General features: G+C 65.6%; 18 protein-coding genes and 1 tRNA gene. 9 read left to right on the top strand and 10 right to left on the bottom strand.

Annotated elements, in window-relative coordinates; translation table 11 throughout:
* Nucleotides 1-1,030: 1,030 nt before the first annotated feature.
* From C8D95_RS11050 to C8D95_RS11020, 7 genes are all read right to left on the bottom strand, one after another.
* Nucleotides 1,031-1,600, bottom strand: a complete 570-nt coding sequence (locus C8D95_RS11050) for a transferrin-binding protein-like solute binding protein (protein ID WP_126918624.1) — start codon at nucleotides 1,598-1,600, stop codon at nucleotides 1,031-1,033.
* Nucleotides 1,601-1,712: 112 nt separating this feature from the next.
* Complete coding sequence (locus C8D95_RS11045; RefSeq protein WP_164721781.1) at nucleotides 1,713-2,114, bottom strand: thermonuclease family protein; 402 nt, start codon at nucleotides 2,112-2,114, stop codon at nucleotides 1,713-1,715.
* A gap of 72 nt (nucleotides 2,115-2,186) precedes the next feature.
* On the bottom strand, nucleotides 2,187-3,818 hold the full coding sequence (locus tag C8D95_RS11040) for a sensor histidine kinase (protein WP_109759238.1): 1,632 nt from the start codon (nucleotides 3,816-3,818) through the stop codon (nucleotides 2,187-2,189).
* 358 nt (nucleotides 3,819-4,176) lie between these two features.
* Nucleotides 4,177-4,252 (bottom strand) — tRNA-Thr (locus C8D95_RS11035).
* A 44-nt stretch (nucleotides 4,253-4,296) separates the two neighbouring features.
* The gene (locus C8D95_RS11030) at nucleotides 4,297-5,859 is read right to left on the bottom strand and encodes a heme biosynthesis protein HemY (RefSeq protein ID WP_109759375.1); all 1,563 of its coding nucleotides are present in this window, start codon (nucleotides 5,857-5,859) and stop codon (nucleotides 4,297-4,299) included.
* Nucleotides 5,860-5,868: 9 nt separating this feature from the next.
* Nucleotides 5,869-7,197, bottom strand: coding sequence for a COG4223 family protein (locus C8D95_RS11025; protein ID WP_126918623.1), 1,329 nt, complete (start codon nucleotides 7,195-7,197; stop codon nucleotides 5,869-5,871).
* 92 nt (nucleotides 7,198-7,289) lie between these two features.
* Nucleotides 7,290-7,997 carry a uroporphyrinogen-III synthase gene (locus C8D95_RS11020; RefSeq protein ID WP_109759236.1) on the bottom strand — a complete coding sequence of 236 codons (708 nt, stop codon included), beginning with the start codon at nucleotides 7,995-7,997 and terminating at the stop codon, nucleotides 7,290-7,292.
* Nucleotides 7,998-8,040: 43 nt separating this feature from the next.
* On the opposite strand from C8D95_RS11020, the gene tsaD reads away from it, so the two are divergent.
* Genes tsaD through C8D95_RS10995 form a run of 5 tightly spaced genes read left to right on the top strand, consistent with a single transcriptional unit; the run spans nucleotide 8,041 to nucleotide 12,212 of the window.
* Complete coding sequence (tsaD, locus tag C8D95_RS11015; RefSeq protein ID WP_109759374.1) at nucleotides 8,041-9,120, top strand: tRNA (adenosine(37)-N6)-threonylcarbamoyltransferase complex transferase subunit TsaD; 1,080 nt, start codon at nucleotides 8,041-8,043, stop codon at nucleotides 9,118-9,120.
* Entirely contained in the window at nucleotides 9,117-10,061 is a 945-nt protein-coding gene (locus C8D95_RS11010) for an NAD(P)H-dependent glycerol-3-phosphate dehydrogenase (RefSeq protein WP_109759235.1), read from the top strand. Before tsaD ends, C8D95_RS11010 begins: the two co-directional genes overlap by 4 nt.
* Nucleotides 10,062-10,066: 5 nt before the next feature.
* On the top strand, nucleotides 10,067-10,495 hold the full coding sequence (locus C8D95_RS11005; RefSeq protein ID WP_109759373.1) for an EVE domain-containing protein: 429 nt from the start codon (nucleotides 10,067-10,069) through the stop codon (nucleotides 10,493-10,495).
* A 57-nt stretch (nucleotides 10,496-10,552) separates the two neighbouring features.
* On the top strand, nucleotides 10,553-10,948 hold the full coding sequence (locus tag C8D95_RS11000; protein ID WP_109759234.1) for a DUF1761 domain-containing protein: 396 nt from the start codon (nucleotides 10,553-10,555) through the stop codon (nucleotides 10,946-10,948).
* Nucleotides 10,949-10,952: 4 nt separating this feature from the next.
* Nucleotides 10,953-12,212: a glycerate kinase type-2 family protein gene (locus tag C8D95_RS10995; RefSeq protein ID WP_109759233.1), complete on the top strand. Its 1,260-nt coding sequence runs from the start codon at nucleotides 10,953-10,955 to the stop codon at nucleotides 12,210-12,212.
* A 55-nt stretch (nucleotides 12,213-12,267) separates the two neighbouring features.
* Here the strand turns inward: C8D95_RS10995 and ahcY are convergent, their stop codons facing one another.
* Both ahcY and C8D95_RS10985 read right to left on the bottom strand, forming a co-directional pair.
* Nucleotides 12,268-13,662: an adenosylhomocysteinase gene (gene ahcY, locus C8D95_RS10990; RefSeq protein WP_109759232.1), complete on the bottom strand. Its 1,395-nt coding sequence runs from the start codon at nucleotides 13,660-13,662 to the stop codon at nucleotides 12,268-12,270.
* Between the two features lie 61 nt (nucleotides 13,663-13,723).
* The gene (locus C8D95_RS10985; protein ID WP_109759231.1) at nucleotides 13,724-14,026 is read right to left on the bottom strand and encodes a hypothetical protein; all 303 of its coding nucleotides are present in this window, start codon (nucleotides 14,024-14,026) and stop codon (nucleotides 13,724-13,726) included.
* Between the two features lie 222 nt (nucleotides 14,027-14,248).
* Here C8D95_RS10985 and C8D95_RS10980 point away from each other — a divergent pair, with 222 nt between their 5' ends.
* From C8D95_RS10980 to C8D95_RS10970, 3 genes are all read left to right on the top strand, one after another.
* Nucleotides 14,249-14,854, top strand: coding sequence for an HD domain-containing protein (locus C8D95_RS10980; protein WP_109759230.1), 606 nt, complete (start codon nucleotides 14,249-14,251; stop codon nucleotides 14,852-14,854).
* Nucleotides 14,845-15,333 (top strand): GNAT family N-acetyltransferase, encoded by a 489-nt coding sequence (locus tag C8D95_RS10975; protein WP_109759229.1) that lies wholly within the window; start codon nucleotides 14,845-14,847, stop codon nucleotides 15,331-15,333. Before C8D95_RS10980 ends, C8D95_RS10975 begins: the two co-directional genes overlap by 10 nt.
* Nucleotides 15,334-15,589: 256 nt before the next feature.
* The gene (locus C8D95_RS10970) at nucleotides 15,590-16,477 is read left to right on the top strand and encodes a LysR substrate-binding domain-containing protein (protein ID WP_109759228.1); all 888 of its coding nucleotides are present in this window, start codon (nucleotides 15,590-15,592) and stop codon (nucleotides 16,475-16,477) included.
* Between the two features lie 19 nt (nucleotides 16,478-16,496).
* On the opposite strand, the gene C8D95_RS10965 is transcribed toward C8D95_RS10970, so the two are convergent.
* The gene (locus tag C8D95_RS10965) at nucleotides 16,497-17,045 is read right to left on the bottom strand and encodes an ActR/PrrA/RegA family redox response regulator transcription factor (protein ID WP_109759227.1); all 549 of its coding nucleotides are present in this window, start codon (nucleotides 17,043-17,045) and stop codon (nucleotides 16,497-16,499) included.
* Between the two features lie 107 nt (nucleotides 17,046-17,152).
* Between C8D95_RS10965 and regB the strand changes: the two genes are divergently transcribed.
* Nucleotides 17,153-18,544: a sensor histidine kinase RegB gene (gene regB / locus C8D95_RS10960; RefSeq protein ID WP_109759226.1), complete on the top strand. Its 1,392-nt coding sequence runs from the start codon at nucleotides 17,153-17,155 to the stop codon at nucleotides 18,542-18,544.
* Nucleotides 18,545-18,626: the final 82 nt, after the last annotated feature.

The raw sequence follows: 18,626 nt of genomic DNA, 5'->3' as shown, positions 1-18,626 counted from the left end.
CGATACGCCAGTATCTCGCGAGCCTTGGCCCGTTTGGCTGATCGGACTTATGTCACCGTGTACCGAAGCGCAGGCGGCAACACGAGAAGCGGGTTTCGCTACGCCTTGCGTGAGGTGAGTAGCGGTGGAGCGTCTCCAGATGAACTGGGGAGGATCAAATACAAACGTTCCGTCTCGGCGGTGCTTCAGGACGCGCGGGAGACAGCGAGTGTCGAGATGCGTTGCCGTCACCATCTTCAAAGGCACGGCGTGCGCTTGAGACATCGTAACGGGGTATGGCACGCGGTATGTCCAATCGAGAAGAAACCCGTGTATCAGACGCGCGACCTGGAGATTTTGTACGCGTGGGCCCTCGTTTGTTATTCCTGATCGGGGCGATGACAGGCGGCGGGAACAGGCTCAACGGCGACGGCACCGGCTTCAAGGGGTTCGATATCAGGAGCTTTCCGGGCGAACCGAAACTTGTCGTGGCGCGAGGATGATGAGGGCTCACAGCGGAGGCACCTGAGGGCAACCCGCTGGCTTAATGGGTGATACGTCATCCAACGCCACGTGAATTTTAACGCCATCAGGTCAAAAAGTTGTGGAATTGCCCGGAATCGCGTTGTGCCCCATCTTGGCTTTGTCGGACCGAGTTCGATTGTGTGTGTGTGCGTTAACGAGTGAAACTGGCGGGGCCAGGGGAGCGTCACCCCTGGCCCGCACAGCTTCTTAGAACAGTTGGTTGAGTATGTTCCCTGGATACTTTCGTTCGGCTGCTGCGTGGCGGCTGGCTCAGTTCGGTGATGCGGCGACCTCCGCCACTCTCACTTCCGCTGTGGGAAAACTGTCTGCCGCTTCTCTCGCCATCCTGGAAGAGGAACTGGAGTTCTTCACCGAAACCGGTTTCGTAGGGCCTCAGATTTCAGAGTTGCTAGCCACTTCCATGCGGCGCTCCGGCATCCCTATGGCAGCCGCGGCATAGGCGCCACTACTGCTCAGGCAAGTGGGAACCGGGCGCCGACCGCAATGCCGACGCCTCGGTCCATTCTTACTGCTCTGCTATGAACACCGAGTTGACTTCGAAAGTGCCCAGCCCAGCAACAGTCGCGTCGGTTATGCCGAAACCGGCCAAAGCCTGAGCACCAGTGCCAAGGAAACCTCCGGCAACTATGCCGTCGTACATCACCGGGATACCGTCTTCAGTGAGAGTGCCCGAAACATCTGCGATAAACTCACTCCCCGAGATGATGCCATTGGTTATCGCTAAGGAACCCGAAATCGGGTAGCTGTTGCCGGGAACCCGGAAATTGTTCGTGACGCCGCCCATACTGCTTGTCGAGAAATTGGCCGTGACTTCGACGTTGGAAAGGCTGTCGGGGTCAGCGACGATATCCTCGGGGTTCGTGTAGAAAGAGCTATGGGCAGCGATCCCTCGGTAGTTGGCTGTCCCACTCGCAGGCATCGTTTCGGTGAGGCTTGTCTCCCAATACTCAGCGATGAGACCATTGCCTCGTGAGGCAAGCTGATCAAAGGTTTCCGCTCCGCCTCCACCACTTCCGCCGCCGCATGCGGCAAGTGAAATGACGAGACCTATTGCGCCAAAATTTCTCAGTTTCACGTGATTCTCCAAATGAGTAGTGGGAGCAGCCTACATCACGACTGCACTTTAAGAAGGCGGCGATTGTCCTAATACTCGGGATTTATCCGCACAGACCGGTCCGACTTCCGCGTTATTCACACCAGAACTTCCGACCGTCCGGCACCCTGCGTGCCAGACCTGCCGCGACCATGATTTCTCCGACGTCCCTGCCGCTGATGTAAAGCTTTGCAAGGGTTCTCCCTTCCTCGTCCTCACCAACCCTGTGCATGAAGAGCCCTCCGCTGTTCAGTATTCTCAGCAATCGGTTGGCAGCCTTCTTCCCGAGCGCTGCTTCTTTGTTACCGCCACAGAGGTCACCTTCGAGTCGGGGAACGTCGTAGCCCTGGAACCGGAAAAGCTCACCCTGGAGCCAGACGGTGGCTCCGTCGACGACGCAGGTCACATTTCGACGCGGTTCGCAGTGCTCGATTGCAGATGCAGGCGAAGCGGACAGCGCAGCCGCGAACGCGAGAAGAGAAGCCTTCGGTAGCATGACCATGACACCTCAGAGGCTGAGATGATGTCGTCCTCACGAAGGAGATAGGTTCGCTTTTGGTTTCGTCGACTATTCCGCCTGGAAGTCAGGCCCACGCGCTTTCTCGACGGTCCTGGCCTTGTTGAGTCTTATCACGAAGCGAGCCCCACCCTCGGAGACGTTCTCCAGGGCAACCTCGCCCCCGGCATTGCGCGCCATACCAGCCACTTGTGCCAACCCCAAACCTGTACCTTGCGGCTTGTCCGTAATGAAAGGCTGGAAAAGAGTTCGCTGCAGCTTTGCCGAGACGCCAGGGCCGTTGTCGGACACGACAATCTCGGCACGGTCACCGACCGACGAAACTTCTATGGAAATTCGCCCTTGTCCTTCCAATGCTTCCCGGGCGTTAACCACAAGGTTGAGAAGTGCAAGCTCAAGCTGATCTCTGTTGGCGACCACGGCCAGGTGGCTTTCCATCTCACCAATCGACAGGGCGACGCCGTCACCAGCAGCCTGCTCGAGAAGGTACCGAAGACCGTCCAGCATCTCGCTGACATCGACCGATTCAAGTTCGGTGTCCTTTCCGTGAGACAGGCTCAGAAGCTGGTTGGCAAGGCGCGTTGCCTTCGACACCGATTCCTCGATCAGCGCGACATACGACTTGATTTCGTCGTTCCTCGTCTTGCGCTTGATAAGGTTCAGGCCCGACTGAAGCGAAGAAATCACGTTGCGGAAGTCGTGGACGAGGGTCGCTGTAAATTGCGCGACCGCCTCTGAACGCTGGAGGTTCAGAAGATGCTCTTCGTTCTTCCGCCTTCGGACAACTTCGCGTGCCGCCAATACGAACAGCCCAAGACCTGCCAGGATTGCAGCCAACAGGCCAAAGGTGATGACCGCAGCGGCCCTCTGCAAAGGACGGTCCAGCAGCGCACTGCTGATCGCGATGTGGCTGGACCATCCGGCAAGCTCCGACGTCGCGTAGGCGGTGTAGTTTGTTAGCCCCTCGTAGGTGGTCCCCGCATAGATACCGCGGCCACCCTTTGCGACCGCATCAAGCACGTAGGATGTTCCGGGCGTTCCGACTCGGTTCGAGTAGTCGATGGAGCGAGCGATGAACTCACCCTCCCGGTCCACGATTGCTGCTACCGCTCCTTGCGGTACCCACTTCATGAGCATTTCTTGATAGACCAGCGGAGAGATGAAGACAGTGAGCAGGTGCTGGCCGTCGCCGGGCACTTCCGATGTGACGGTGACGCAAGGGCAATGGTGACCCTCACGTTCAATGCCCCCATACGCCCAGCCCTCGTCGCCTACCTCGATAGTCCAGGACTCCTGCGGGGAATACTCGATGGTGTCAGTCGTCGCGAAGTAAAGGCTCATTCCCGTGGAGCGCTCCGTCAGAAGAAGCGCCTGCCAACCCGGAACCAGTTCTACCGCTTCTCGCGCACGACGGGCGCCAGATGCGAGGTCAGCGCTCCTAAACGTTTGTGATTGAACGAGGAGCCGCAGCGCGGCCAAGTCACTAGCGGCCCGTGCATCGGACAAAAGCACGAGTGTGTCGGCCGCCCGTACAGCGCGCTGGCGTGCGTCGCCAGCCTGATCATTCATCTGGGAATAGAGCAGCATGAAAACGACGGCAAGTGCGGGGAGCAGAAGACCAACCCCCAGCAGCAAATAGACCGAAAAGGCGCCGTCCAGTCTCCCACGTCTGAGCTTCGCCACGCAGTTCGCCTCGCCGTTAAAGTCTGGTCCGGAGGGTCCGCTGTATGAACTAGAAGGCTCCGCGAGACAGTTGACAAATCGACGCGCCGGTCAACAAGCAACCGTGTAATCCGCATTGGCGGTTGAACGATACTTTTGAAGTAGCTCCCAGCGTCCTTGGCTAGCGACGCAAAACCTCCCAAGGTTTCTTCCGGCAGACCCGCCCTATCGCGGCAGCCCCCGCTCGCTGCCCGGTCATTCATGATCATCTGAGGGGAGATGTGGCCAGTTCGCGGACCGTTAGAGTGGACAGGTAGGTGGATACAAAAGATAGGAAAACGCCTATCCCATTGTTTTCACTCATACTTCTGTGGTGTATTGGTGCCGCTGAAGGGACTCGAACCCCCGACCCCATCATTACGAATGACGTGCTCTACCAGCTGAGCTACAGCGGCGTTCCGGCGGGCCTGATAGCAGGGTTTCCCGCGGGCGGGTAGACCTATTTTGCGTCTTTTACGCGCTCGTCTCCATCGTCGACCGCGACGTAATCGGCTGGCGGCGCATCGGCGTTGACGGCAGACGGCGCGGGCTTCGTCACTACGTCTTCCACCTCCGTCTCATCCGTGTCGACGTCGTGGGCGTGTGTTTCCGCTACCTCGAGAAAGCTCTCCTTTGCCGGCGGCGAGATCTGTCCCACGATCAGCGGCAGCATCTCCGCCCCCGCGGGAAGCTGGACCGAGGTGTCGTCCGGACGGCGCCACGACAGCGTGTCAAATCCGCCGCAGCTATCGCAGACCGGCGCCCAGGACGCATGCGACTTGTGGCAGTTGTCGCAAACCCATTGCGGGCCGCGCGGAGCGGTCAGCGCCCGTGCGAGCCAGCCCTTCACCAGCGCGTCATCCGCGCCCGAGCCGCGCTCGATGGCGGCCATGATCGCCAACGTGCGCGACGTGGGATCGGTCTCGGCCAGATCGCCCAAGGCCGCGCGGGCGCCGGGGAAGTCCTCTGCCGCGAGGCACAGCTCAGCCTTCAGCATCCGCGTCTCGGGATGATCGGGTTCGATGGTCGTCAGAACGGTGAAACGCTGGACGCGCTGCTGAGGCGTTTCGCCCGGTTCGATCCGCGCAAAGGCGGCGGCCAGGTCGGGGTGCGGATGCACCGACCACGCCTTCTTCAGCACGCGGACGGCGTTCTTGGGTCTACCCTGCGCCACATAGCCGTCCGAGGCCATGACGGCCGCCGGAATCAGGTCGGGCGACAGCCGGTTCGCCTCGATGGCGGCCTCGCGCGCTTCGATTGGGCTGTCATGGTCGAGGATCTCTCTCGCCTCGCCAAGCGCCAGTACCGCGTCGCGCCGCTTGTGGACGTCGCGCGGGAGGTTGCCGTGCTTCAGCTTCGCGCCCAGCGTCCGGCGCGCGCCGGTCCAGTCGTGCGCCCCGGCCTGAAGCCTCAGCAGGACGTCCTGCGTCTCCTCATGCCGCGGCTTCAGCGCGAAGGCCTTCTCGGCCAGCTTCATCGCGGTCGCCGTGTCGCCGTCGGCCAGCTTCTGCTTCATCAGGCCGCGCACACCCACGAAGCGGGTGCGGTCCTCGGACAGAAGCTGCTTGTACGCCGCCTCGGCCCGGGCGCGGTCGCCCGCCTGCTCGGCCGCCTGCGCCGTCAGGAGCGTGGTCAGATCGGGTCGGCCCAGAAGACGCTCGGCCTTCTGCGCCTTGGTCAGGGCCAGGCGCGACTCGCCGGAAGCCAGCGCCATCATGCCGTCGGCCAGCGCGTCGAAGCCCTTGCGCTCGCGCCGCCGGTCGAAGTAGCGGTCGATCGCGGTCTTGTCGCCGCTCGCGAAGCGGATGAAGGCGACGAGGAGACCGACCACCTTCATCACGATCCAGAGCGCCAGCATCAGCACCAGAAGTGCCACAACCGATTCCAGCGGTCCGAGCGTGAATTCGGTGCCCGCCACCGACAGGCGCACCCCGCCGTCGGTCTGGAGCAGAACGCCCGCGCCCCAGGCCGCCGCAGCGACGAGGAGGAGGAAGAGGATGATCTTGAGAAGGGACCAAAGCATCGGCAGCACTCAATTCGTCATGGCGGAAAGGTCGTCAAGCGCGGCCAGCGCGCCGGTCCGTGCCCGCGCCTGCGTCAGCCAGTCGTTCATGGCCTCCTGCACTTCGGGGGGCAATGCGTCCAGCACGGTCAGCGTGTCTGCCAGCCGCCCTTCGTTCAGCGCCGCCTCGGCGCGGGACAGCACGGCATCGGGATCGTCGCCCTGCTTGGGGGCCAGCGACCTGGCGTTGGTCTGCCGCTTCAGGAACGCCACGAAACGGTCCCCGGCCGAGGCGTCCTGCGGCACGGTCTGCACCGCGGCCAGCGCGTCGCGCGCGGCCTCGGGAAAGGTCTGCTGCAACTGGGTCAGCGTCGGCACGCCCGTCTCGGCGGCACTGGTGAGTGGCTCGGGCGCGTCGGCGAATTGCGACAGCGCGTCGGCGAAAGGCGCACCGCCTTCGACGGCCGTCCGCAGTTGCGACAGTGCCGCCTGACGCTCGGCCCGGGCGGCGGCGTCGGCGGCGTCTGCCTCAATCTGCGAGGCGCGCGAGTTCGCCTCCTCGATGCGGGCCTCGGCGTCGGCGGCCAGCGCGTCCAGCTCGGCCCGGAAGTCGGCGAGTTGATCCTCTGCGGCACCCTCCAGCGCGCCGGGACCCGTGTTTTGGGCCACGGTTTCCTCCAGCGCGGCGAGCCGATTCTCCAGGCCTGCCAGCGCGTCTTCGAGAGAAGTCAGCCGTCCGTCCAACGCGTCCGTGCTATCGTCTCCGGCCGCCTCGATCAGCCGCGCCTCGATCTCGCCCACGCGCGCGTCGATGTCGGACAGGTCGGTAACCTGCGGCTCGGGCAGGGTGTCGACCCTCTCGCTGAGCGAGGCGAGGCCGCTTTCGTTCGCCTCGAGCCGCGCCGTCAGGTCTCCATCGACCAAGGGCTCGGCGGGCGGCAGGTAGCTCGCGACGCCATAGCCGATCGCCCCGGCCACAAGACCGCCCAGCACGAGCGGCACGAATCCGGGTCCGCGTTGAACCTGTACGGGTTGCGGCGGCGTGGACACGGCCAATGGCGTGGTCACAGGATCCGGTTCAGGCGGAACATCCTCGGACGTAGCTCCCGAAGCCACAGGATCGGCGTCGACGGTTTCGGAAGGCGCGACACTGTCGGAAGGCACCTCCTGGTCGGAAGGTGCCTCTTCCAGCGTCCTGTCCGGCTCCTCGTGCATCACGAACGGCGCGTCGCTCGGTCCCGATATTTCGACCGTCTCCGCAGGTTCGTCGGTGGAGGTTTCGGGTGTCGCAATAGCGTCGCCTTCGGTCACCTTCTCCGTCGCATCTTCGGTTCGAGGTGTCTTGGGACGTCTGGCCACGGCGCTCACCTTCCTTTTGCGCGGCAAGGCCCGCGCCGACATTCGCACTCCTTGATCTTAGTGCGCGGACCGTAGGGCAACAAGGCGACGGGTCACAATGCCTCGGTCACGGCCCGACAAAGCGCCTCTGCGGTCGGTGTCTCGGCGACGGTGACGCGCCCCGGTCCGGTCCAGGCGACGCGCGTGGCCTGGCTGATCGCGATGACGAAAAGCGGTGCCCCGATCGGCGTCGCGGACAGAAGCCCGGCAGAGCGCGGCGAGAACAGCGGCATCACGACAGGCGACTTCCCCTGTAACAGAGCCTTGGCCGCGCGCGACAGTGGCCGCGCCACCTGGTCATAGACCACCGCCTCCTCCACCGTCAGACCCTTTGCCGCAGCGCGTCCCGCCAGATCCCCGCGTGTGTGGGCACCTCGGGCATGGACCGCCGGTCCGTCGACGCCGTCGATGTTCTCGAGAAACGCATCGACGTCTGGCCCTAGGCAGCGCGCATCGGCACCCTGATCCCGCGCCAGCGCCGCCGTCCGCTCTCCCACGGTGACAACCGCTCTCCCCGCCAGGGCACGGCCAAGCCGCCGCACCGCGTTTCCGGATGTCACGATCACCGTCCGGAAGAGCGTCAGGTCGGGAACCTCGCCCAGGTCCACGATCTCCAGGACCGGGGACACGACGCAAGGCAATAGCCGCCCGGCCAACGCCTCGCACAGGGCCAGGAATTCCTGGGACTGCGCCTCGGGCCGCGTCAGAAGAAGCGTCGCCTCGCCGGCAGGCGTCTCGGGGGCCTCGCTTGTCTGGGGCATGGGCGGATGCTACCTGCGCTGTCATGGTCGGGCGAAGCGCATCATGACGAGTCTGGTCCTCGGGATCGAGTCGAGTTGCGACGACACCGCCGCGGCCGTCGTCGCATCGGATCGCCGCATCCTGTCCTCGGTCGTCGCCGACCAGTCGCGGCTGCACGCAGCCTTCGGCGGCGTCGTCCCCGAGATCGCCGCCCGCGCCCACACTGAAAAGCTCGACCACGCCGTCGAGGCCGCTCTCGCCGAGGCCGGCGTCGCCCTCGCCGAGATCGATGCCATCGCCGTCACCGCCGGCCCGGGCCTGATCGGCGGCGTCCTGTCGGGCGTCATGCTGGCGCGCGGCCTCGCCACCGGGACCGGCGTGCCCCTCGTCGGCGTCAATCACCTCGCCGGGCACGCCCTCACCCCGCGCCTGACCGACGACCTGGCCTTTCCTTACCTCATGCTTCTCGTCTCGGGCGGGCACTGCCAGTTCCTGATCGTCAACGGCCCCGACGACTTCGCCCGTCTCGGCGGCACCATCGACGACGCCCCGGGCGAGGCGTTCGACAAGACCGCCCGCGCCCTCGGCCTGCCGCAGCCCGGCGGTCCCCATGTCGAACGCGAAGCCGCGCAAGGCGATCCGAAGCGCTTCGACTTCCCCCGCCCCCTCCTGGGCCGTCCCGGCTGCGACATGAGCTTTTCGGGCCTCAAGACCGCGCTGATGCGCGAACGCGACCGCATCGTCGCCGAAAAGTCCGGCCTCACCCGCCAGGACCGCGCCGACCTCTGCGCCGGCTTTCAGGCCGCCGTGGCCGAGGTTCTGGCGCAGAAGGCTGCGCGCGCCATCGACGCCTATCTCGCCACGTCTCCCTCTGCGCCTGCCATCGCCGTCGCGGGCGGCGTCGCCGCGAACGGGGCCATTCGCGCCGCTTTAGAGACTGTTTCCCGCGACAAGGGCGTCGCCTTCACCGCACCTCCCCTGCCGCTCTGCACCGACAACGCCGCCATGATCGCCTGGGCCGGGATCGAGCTTCTCGCCATCGGGCATCCGGGCATGGACCCCCTCGTCGCCCGCCCGCGTTGGCCGCTTGACGACAGCCGCCCCGCCATTCTGGGCAGCGGCAAGAAGGGGGCAAAGGCATGAGCATCGCGATCCTCGGCGGCGGCGCTTTCGGAACGGCCCTCGCCCTGACCCTGTCCGCAGACGGCACGCCGGTCACCCTGTGGATTCGCGACGCGGAGGAGGCCGGCGCCATGACAGCCTCGCGCCGGACCGGCCGTCGCCTACCCGGCCTCGACCTGCCCCCGTCCCTCGCCGTCACCTCTGACATGCCCGACGCCGAGCTCACGCTCCTCACCGTCCCCGCCCAGACCGTCCGCGCCTTCCTCGAGCGCCACGCGCACACCCTTGCCTCGCGCAGCCTCGTCACCTGCGCCAAGGGGATCGAGCGTCGCACGGGCCTCGGCCCCGTCTCGGTCGTCACCGACACCCTGCCCGGCACGCGCGCCGGCATCCTCACCGGCCCCAGCTTCGCCGTCGACATCGCGCGCGGGCTGCCGACCGCCCTCGTGCTCGCCATGCCGGACGTGACCGAGGACGAACAGGCGGCGCTGTCGCGTCCCGCCCTGCGCGTCTACCGCACCGACGACGTGGCCGGCGCCGAACTTGGCGGCGCACTGAAGAACGTCATCGCGCTCGCGGCCGGCATGGCCATCGGCGCCGGCCTGGGCGACAGCGCCCGCGCCGCGCTAATCGCGCGCGGTTTCGCCGAAATGACGCGGTTCACGGTGCGCGGCGGCGGGCGTCCCGAAACCCTCGCCGGCCTCTCCGGCCTTGGCGACCTGGTCCTCACCGCCACCTCCGACAAGTCCCGCAACTTCGCCGCCGGCTGCGCGCTGGGGCGTGGAGAAACGCTGGATTCGTCCGTCACCGTCGAAGGCGTCGCGACCGCGCAGGCACTGGCCGAGACCTCGACGCCCGACGACATGCCGATCACCCATGCCGTCGCCGCCGTGACGCGCGGCGACATGGGCGTCATAGATGCGACCGACGCGCTTCTCGCGCGTCCCATGCGAAAGGAATGACCGCAGTGGCCTACTGGCTGTTCAAGACCGAACCCTCGACCTGGGGCTGGGAAGACCAGGTCGGAAAAGGCGATATCGGCCAGGAGTGGGACGGCGTCCGCAACTACCAGGCCCGCAACAACATGCGCGCCATGAAGACCGGCGACCTTGGCTTCTTCTACCACTCGCAGACCGAGAAGGCCGTCGTCGGCATCGTGCGCGTGACGGCGGAATCGCATCCGGACAGCACCACGGACGACGACAGGTGGGATTGCGTCGACGTGGTTGCGGTGCGCCCTGTACGTTCCCCGGTCACGCTCGACGACGTCAAAGCCGAGCCTCGGCTGAAGAACATGGTCCTCGCCAACAACACCCGCCTGTCGGTCCAGCCCGTCACCGAAGAGGAATGGAAGATCGTCTGCGGCATGGCCGGACTCGAGCCCGAAAAGCTGTAGTCACGCGCCCGCGCCTCCGGCATAGTCCGGCCGAACGCCTTGGGGAGGGACACCGACATGGGCATTCTGGCCGTTCTCGTCGCCGCTGCCGCGGGCTTCGCGGTCGGTGCGGCATGGTACATGGCGCTTTCGAAACCCTGGATCGCCGCCGTCGGGATCGAAACCGACGACGCGGGCCGTCCCAAGGGCAACGGCAGCGCCACGCCCTTCGTCCTGTCAGCCATCGCCATGATCCTTGTCGCAGGAATGATGCGGCACACCTTCGTCACCAGCGGGATCGACACGGTGGGCGCAGGTCTGGTCGGCGGTCTCGGCATAGGGCTTTTCTTCATCTCGCCCTGGATCATGATCAACAACGCCTACCCCGGCCGGCCATTCACCCTCCCGCTGATCGATGGTGGCTATGCGACCCTTGGATGCGCCATCATGGGCGCGGTCCTGGGGTTGTTCTGATCCCGTGACGCCCGACGACAAGTCCTTCCTGACCCGCCTTTTCGACGCCGCCGTCCGCGCCGCCGATCCGCTCGAGGCGCTGCGCCCGCATCTGCCGGACCGCCCAAAAGGCCGCATCGTTGTCATCGGCGCCGGCAAGGGAGCGGCACAGATGGCCGCCGCCTTGGAAGACCTCTGGGGCGATCCGCTCGAAGGCGTCGTCGTCACGCGCTACGGCTATGCCTGCGCGACGCGTCACATCCGGGTTCTCGAGGCCTCGCACCCCGTCCCCGATGCCGCCGGTATTGTGGCGACCGAGGCGCTTCTCGCCGCCGTGTCCGGGCTTACGAAGAACGATCTCGTCGTGGCGCTCGTCTGCGGCGGGGGTTCTGCCCTCCTGCCCGCGCCGCCCGAAGGCCTCTCGCTCGAAGACGAACAGTCACTGAACAAGGCGCTTCTGGCCTCCGGCGCTCCGATTTCCGTGATGAACGCGATCCGAAAGCAGGTGAGCCGCATCAAGGGCGGACGCCTCGCCGCGGCCGCGCATCCGGCTCGTGTCGTCAGCCTCGTGGTCTCGGACGTGCCGGGCGACGATCCGGCCCAGGTCGCCTCCGGCCCGACCGTACCCGACGCCGTGACCCGCGCCGACGCGCTGCGCCTCGTCTCCACCTACGGCATCGTCCTGCCCGACCGCGTCGCGCGCTTCCTCGAGACTTCGCCAGACGCTCCGCGCCCCGGCGATGCCGTCTTCGCGCACAATACGGTCACGGTCGTCGCTTCCGCCGCTCTCTCGCTCGAGGCGGCCGCCGACGCCGCCCGTGCCGAAGGCATCACCCCCGTCATCCTCTCAGACGCTATCGAGGGCGAGGCGCGCGACGTGGGCCGCGTCCATGCCGCCATCGCGCGCGAGGTCGCGACCCGCAATCGTCCGTTCGAGACCCCTGTCGTCATTCTTTCGGGCGGAGAGACCACGGTCACCATCCGAGGCGACGGCGGACGCGGCGGGCGCAACAGCGAGTTCCTCCTCGCGTTCGCCGGCGGGATCGAAGGCCTGGCCGTCTCGGCGCTGGCCGCCGACACCGACGGCATCGACGGGTCCGAGGACAACGCCGGCGCCTTCGCGGACGGGACGACCTGGACAAGGCTGCGGAAGATCGGCCGCGACCCCGGCGCCCTGCTCGCCGGTCACGATGCATGGACCGCCTTCGACGCCGCAGGCGACATCTTCGCCCCCGGTCCGACCGGCACGAACGTCAACGATTTCAGGGCTATCCTGATCCGCTAAGGTCTTCATCGGTCAAGAAATATCCCGGGGGTTCGGGGGCAGAGCCCCCGATCCGTCAGTACCGGTAATGCTCCGGCTTGAACGGTCCCTCGGGCGCGACGCCGATGTACTCGGCTTGGTCCGGCTTCAGCTCGGTCAGCTTCGCCCCGATCCGCCCCAGGTGCAGCCGCGCCACCTTCTCGTCCAGGTGCTTCGGCAGGATGTAGACCTGGTTCTGGTATTCGTCGCCCCTGGTCCAAAGCTCGATTTGCGCCAGCACCTGGTTGGTGAAACTCGCCGACATCACGAACGACGGATGCCCCGTCGCGTTGCCCAGGTTCAAAAGCCGCCCCTCGGACAGAAGGATGATCCGGTTGCCCGAGGGCATCTCGATCATGTCCACCTGGTCCTTGATGTTGGTCCACTTGTGGTTCTTCAGGCTGGCGACCTGGATCTCGTTGTCGAAGTGGCCGATGTTGCCGACGATCGCCATGTTCTTCATCTCGCGCATGTGCTCGATGCGGATGACGTCCTTGTTGCCGGTCGTGGTGATGAAGATGTCGGCGCTAGCGACCTCATCCTCCAGCAGCGTCACCTCGTAGCCGTCCATCGCCGCCTGAAGCGCGCAGATCGGGTCGACCTCGGTCACTTTCACCCGCGCACCCGCACCGCGCAGCGACGCCGCCGAGCCCTTGCCCACGTCGCCATAGCCGCAGACCACGGCGACCTTGCCCGCCATCATCGTGTCGGTCGCGCGGCGGATGCCGTCCACCAGCGATTCCTTGCAGCCGTACTTGTTGTCGAACTTCGACTTCGTGACGCTGTCGTTCACGTTGAACGCCGGGAACGGCAGGTGGCCCTTCTCCATCATCTTGTAGAGACGATGAACGCCGGTCGTCGTCTCTTCCGACACGCCCTGGATCATGTGGCGCTGCCTGACGAACCAGCCGGGGCTTTCCTTCGCCCGCTTGCGGATCTGCGCGAACAGCGCCTCCTCCTCCTCGCTCGCCGGCACGGCGATCAGGTCGTCCTCGCCCTCCTCGACCCGCGCACCCATCAGGATGTACAGCGTCGCGTCGCCCCCGTCGTCGAGGATCATGTTCGCGCCGCCCTCGGGGAACTGGAAGATCATGTCGGTGTAGGCCCAGTAGTCGACCAGCGTCTCGCCCTTGATCGCGAACACCGGCGTCCCGCTCTCGGCGATGGCCGCGGCGGCATGGTCCTGGGTCGAGAAGATGTTGCACGACGCCCAGCGGACATCGGCGCCCAGCGCCTTCAGCGTCTCGATCAGCACGGCGGTCTGGATCGTCATGTGCAACGACCCGGCGATGCGCGCGCCGTTCAGCGGCTGGCGTGTCCCGTATTCCTCGCGCAGCGCCATGAGACCCGGCATCTCGGTCTCGGCGATTTCGATTTCCTTGCGGCCATACCCGGCCAGAGAGATGTCCTTGACGACGTAATCCTTGGGCATGACCCGCTCCGTTCTGGTTCGCGGGTCATCTAGCACCGGGCCCCTCGCCCGGCAACCAAGGTCAGCCTGGTATGCCTGCCGGAGTCTTTACGCTCGGATCGCCGCCCCGCCAGTTGGTCCCCGACGCCATGACGCAGGTCATCCCGTCGGCGCGGGTCATGAGGATGGTCCAGGTTCCTTTCTCCTCGGACATCCAGACCTCGAAGATGTGCTGGGTGTTCTGCAGGCCGCCGCCGGCGAAGGCCTCGCCGTACTTCACGGCCAGCTTGTCGACGACAAGATCGCGCGAGGCGCAGTTGACCTGGGCATGAAGGACTGTGGGCAGAAAGGCGGCAGCGACCGCCAGCGATTTCAAACAGGGCATCGGTCTTTCCTTTCCGGCGGAGCCGAAGGCGTTGCGTGACCTCCCCTGGAAGCACTCGCACGAAGGACCGCCTGTTGTCGCCCGGTGGAATGGACCGACGGACACGGAACCGATACGCCGTCAGGAAAACGCGCAACTTTGCCGGAATGAGGGAAAGACTGCGGTCTTTTGCGGACTGTTTCGGCGCTTGACCAAGGCGGCGCCGCCATCGCAAATCCCCCCATGGCAACGACAAGGACTCCAGCCCGCGCCTGGCAGCGGATGCTGTCGGGACGGCGACTCGACCTTCTCGATCCGACGCCCTTCGACATCGAGATCGAGGATATCGCCCACGGCCTGGCCTTCGTCGCGCGCTGGAACGGCCAGACCCGGGGCGACTTCCCCTATTCCGTCGCCGAGCATTCCTTGCTCGTCGAAGAGATCTACGGTCGCCTGCAACCCGACGCGTCGGCGCGGAACCGGCTGTTCGCGCTGCTCCACGACGCCCCCGAATACGTCATCGGCGACATGATCTCTCCCGTGAAGGCCGCCGTCGGTCCGGGCTATGCCGATCTCGACAAGCGTCTCGCGGCGGCCATCCACATCAGGTTCGGCCTTCCGGCTCATCCCCCCGAGGCCGAAAAGGCCCGGATCAAGGCGGCGGATCGCGTGTCGGCGTGGTTCGAAGCGACGCGCATCGCGGGCTTCTCGAAGACCGAGGCAGACCGGTATTTCAAACCCTCCCGACTGGAGCTGATGGAGGGCATCGAGGTCACGCTGCGCCCGCCACGGGACGTGCGCCAAGCCTTCGTCGCCCGGCACGAGGAGTTGATTGCGCAATGCAGGTGATCGTGTCGCGGGCGGGCCGTCTCCATGCCGGCGGAATGGCCGAAATCCTGAACGACGTCATCCGGATCGGCGGCACCACCGCCCTGACCGGAACGGTGAGGGCCGACGAGATCGGGGGATGGATGACGCACGACCGATCCGCATGGCACGTCGCCGAAAGCGACGGCGGTCAGGTGCTGGGCTTCCAGTGGATCGAACCCGCCGGCTACCTCCCGCCCGAGGCGGCCGAGATCGCCACATTCGCACAGCCCGGCAAGACGGGCCTCGGCATCGGGTCCGCCCTCTTCCGCGCGACGCAAACGGCGGCCCGCGACCTTGGCTACCGCTGGATCAACGCCAACATCCGCGCCGACAACATCGGCGGCCTCGCCTACTATCAAAGCCGCGGGTTCGAGGATTACGGCCGGATCGAGGGCTACCGGATGGCCGACGGCACGGTTGTCGACAAGGTGCTCAAGCGGTTCGATCTGACATCCTGAACCAGTCGAAAAGGCGGAAGGCTGGGCGACGCGCGGGTGCGGGTGTTTCCTCATCGGGCAAGATGTCCTGACGCAGGCGTGCGGATGCAAGCGCAGCTTCCAGCTCGTCGGAACGCGCACTCCCTCTCAGGGTCTCTCTTGGTGTCAGGTTGGGTAGCATGATCGTGACTCTACTGAATGCTTCTTCACACCGGATACACCCTGGCTCGTCCTGCCAGCTAGTCAGGAAGAATTCGGCGTTGTAAGCTCAGCTAACATGTCCGACCTCGACTGGAAGTCCCTTCCCTCGCTCTCGGCGCTCCGCGCCTTCGACGCTGCGGCGCGCCACGACAGCTTTTCCGCCGCCGCCCGGTCGTTGAACGTGACCCACGCCGCCATCGCCCAGCAGGTTCGCGCTCTCGAGAAGGATCTTGGCCTCGCGCTCGTGGTGCGTGCGCCGAGCGGGATCGAGCTGACCGAGGCAGGCCGCCGCCTCGCCGACGCCACCTCGGCCGGTTTCGGCCGCATCGCCACCGCTGTGGACCTTGCGCGCCGCTCGACGGGCGACAGTCTGCGCGTCACGACCACGACCTTCATCACAGACGCCGTGATCCTGCCGGCGATCGGCGAGTTTTGGCGTCAGCATCCGGGCATCGAGATCGCCTTCGCGCCGACCGCCCGCGTCATCGACATCGAGTCAGAGGGCTTCGACGTCGCCGTCCGCAGCACCACCGGCCCCATGCCTGATGATCCGCGCGCGATCCCCCTGATGGTCTCGCCGTTCATCGCCGTCGCCGCGCCCTCCCTCGCCGCGCGTGTCACCGACTGGTACAGCGCCGATTGGCTGGGTTTGGATACTCCGTGGGAACGCGAGGTGTTGGCCGAGTCCGGGCTATCGGGCGTGCGCATCCGGGAGATCGGCGCGCCCGGTCTCGAGCTCCAGGCGACCCTGCGGGGGATCGGCGCCGCCTACGGATCCGAAATCGTCTATCGCGACGCGCTGCGGAAAGGCAGCGTCGTTCGCATCCCGGTCGAGATCAGCCGCCAGTCCAGCTACTACGCTCTCGTCCGCTCGGGGTCCCGCAGCCGTGCGTTGAGCCTGTTCCTGGACTGGCTGGTGAGCACCTTCGAGGAAGCCGGGCGCACCGACGCAATACCGACGTGATACCGACGCGATACCGAAGCTATTTCGGCGACCGTTTCGCCAGGATCCGCTGCAACGTCCGCCGGTGCATGTTCAGCCGCCGTGCCGTCTCGGACACGTTGCGGTCGCACAGTTCATAGACCCTCTGGATATGCTCCCACCGCACCCGGTCCGCACTCATCGGGTTCTCCGGCGGCGGCGGCAGGCTGTCGCCCCGCGCCAGAAGCGCGGCCGTGACATCATTGGCGTCGGCAGGCTTCGAGAGGTAGTCCGTCGCCCCGATCTTGACCGCAGCCACAGCCGTCGCGATGGCTCCATAGCCAGTCAATACAACGATCCGCGCGTCCTGCCTGCGTTCCCGGATGCGCTCAACAACGTCAAGCCCGTTGCCGTCCTCCAGCCGCAGATCGATAACCGCGAAGGCCGGCGGACGCGCCGAGGCGATGGCCGTTCCCGCCGCGACGGTCTCGGCCGTCTCGACCTCGAAGCCCCGCTTCTCCATCGCCCGCGCAAGCCGTTTCAGGAACGGCTCGTCGTCATCGACAATCAACAGGGACTTGTCGGGACCTATGTCCTCGAACTCGCTCATGGTTCACCCTCTTCCCTCGCGTCGCGCACTCTAGGTTGCCCTACACATACGGTCAAACCAGTCTCTCCGGATTGATCCCGCCTCGCGGCGCGCGCAGGATGCCGGACATGAAATCGGAATTCGCCGCCGATCCCGAGCTTGCGCCCCACCTGCGACGGTCGGACTGGGTCCGCCTGCGCACGCTGATCGTGCTGCGGTGGATCGCCATTTTCGGACAGCTCGCCGCCATCACTATCGCGCAGCGTCTGTTCGCGCTCAACCTGGACGTAGGCCTTTGTTTCCTTGCCATTGGCGCGTCTATCGTGGCGAACCTCGTGGCGGTGTTCATCTATCCCGAGAACAAGCGGCTGGCCGAATTCGAGGTTGCTGCGATGCTGCTCTTTGACATCGTCCAGCTTGCCTTTCTTCTTGCCCTGACCGGCGGCCTCAACAATCCCTTCGCGCTTCTGATCCTCGCCCCCGTCGCCATTTCGGCAATGGCGCTGCGGCCCGGCACGACTGCAATCGTCGCAGCCGTATCGGTCACCCTCGTCACGGCGCTGGCCCTTTGGAACGTGCCGCTCGTCACGACCACCGGTTTCGTCATGCAGATGCCCAAGGTCTTCGTCTGGGGGTTCTGGGTCGCCATCGTCATCGGCATCCTGTTCCTGTCCGTCTATGCCGGCCGCGTCACGTCCGAAGTACACGCCATGTCGCAGGCTCTGACCGCGACGCAAATGGCGCTGGCGCGAGAGCAGAAGCTGACCGACCTGGGCGGTGTGGTCGCTGCGGCGGCGCACGAACTCGGCACGCCGCTCGCCACCATCAAGCTCGCCAGCGCAGAGCTGATTGAGGAACTGGATCAACACCCCGAGTTGCAGGAGGACGCGCGCCTCATCCGCGACCAGGCCGACCGCTGCCGGGACATCCTGAGGTCCATGGGCCGAATCGGGAAGGACGACCTTCACATGCGACGCGCCCCGATCGGTGCGGTGGTGCGGGAGGCGGCGGAACCTCATGCCAACCGTGGCAAGACCCTGCACTACGCCATCCTCGGCGACGATGACGGACGACAGCCCGTCGTGGACCGGCGCCCCGAGATCATCCACGGCCTGAGAAATCTGGTGCAGAATGCCGTCGATTTCGCGCGATCCGAAGTCTGGATCGACGTCGAATGGGACGACGACGTCATCACCGTGCGGATCATGGACGATGGACTTGGGTACTCTCCACAGGTCATGAGCCGGATCGGCGACCCTTTCGTGCGGAAACGCCGCCGTGATCCTCGGCGTCCGGCATACGAAGGGATGGGACTTGGGCTTTTCATAGCGAAGACGCTTCTGGAAAGGTCCGGCGCGGAACTGAGCTTCGCCAACGCAAGCGACCCTCTCGACCGAGACGAGGGCGCGGGGAATAGGACCGGCGCCGTCGTCGAAACACGCTGGAAACGCCAGACCTTCGCACGCGCCGAGGATTCCGAGCGCGCGGCACTCGGTCAGAACCGCCCCATCGAGGCGTGAGCGTTCCCTCGTCTGCCCCGCGTTAACCAGCCGTTAACCATCGCCACGCAGTCTGGGCGCGTCGTTACCGGGGGAAGTCACT

The sequence above is a fragment of the Silicimonas algicola genome (genome assembly GCF_003148765.1).
In the GTDB taxonomy this organism is placed as follows: domain Bacteria; phylum Pseudomonadota; class Alphaproteobacteria; order Rhodobacterales; family Rhodobacteraceae; genus Silicimonas; species Silicimonas algicola.
The sequence above is the reverse complement of the archived record's forward strand: the minus strand, read 5'-3'. Positions and strand labels throughout refer to the sequence as shown.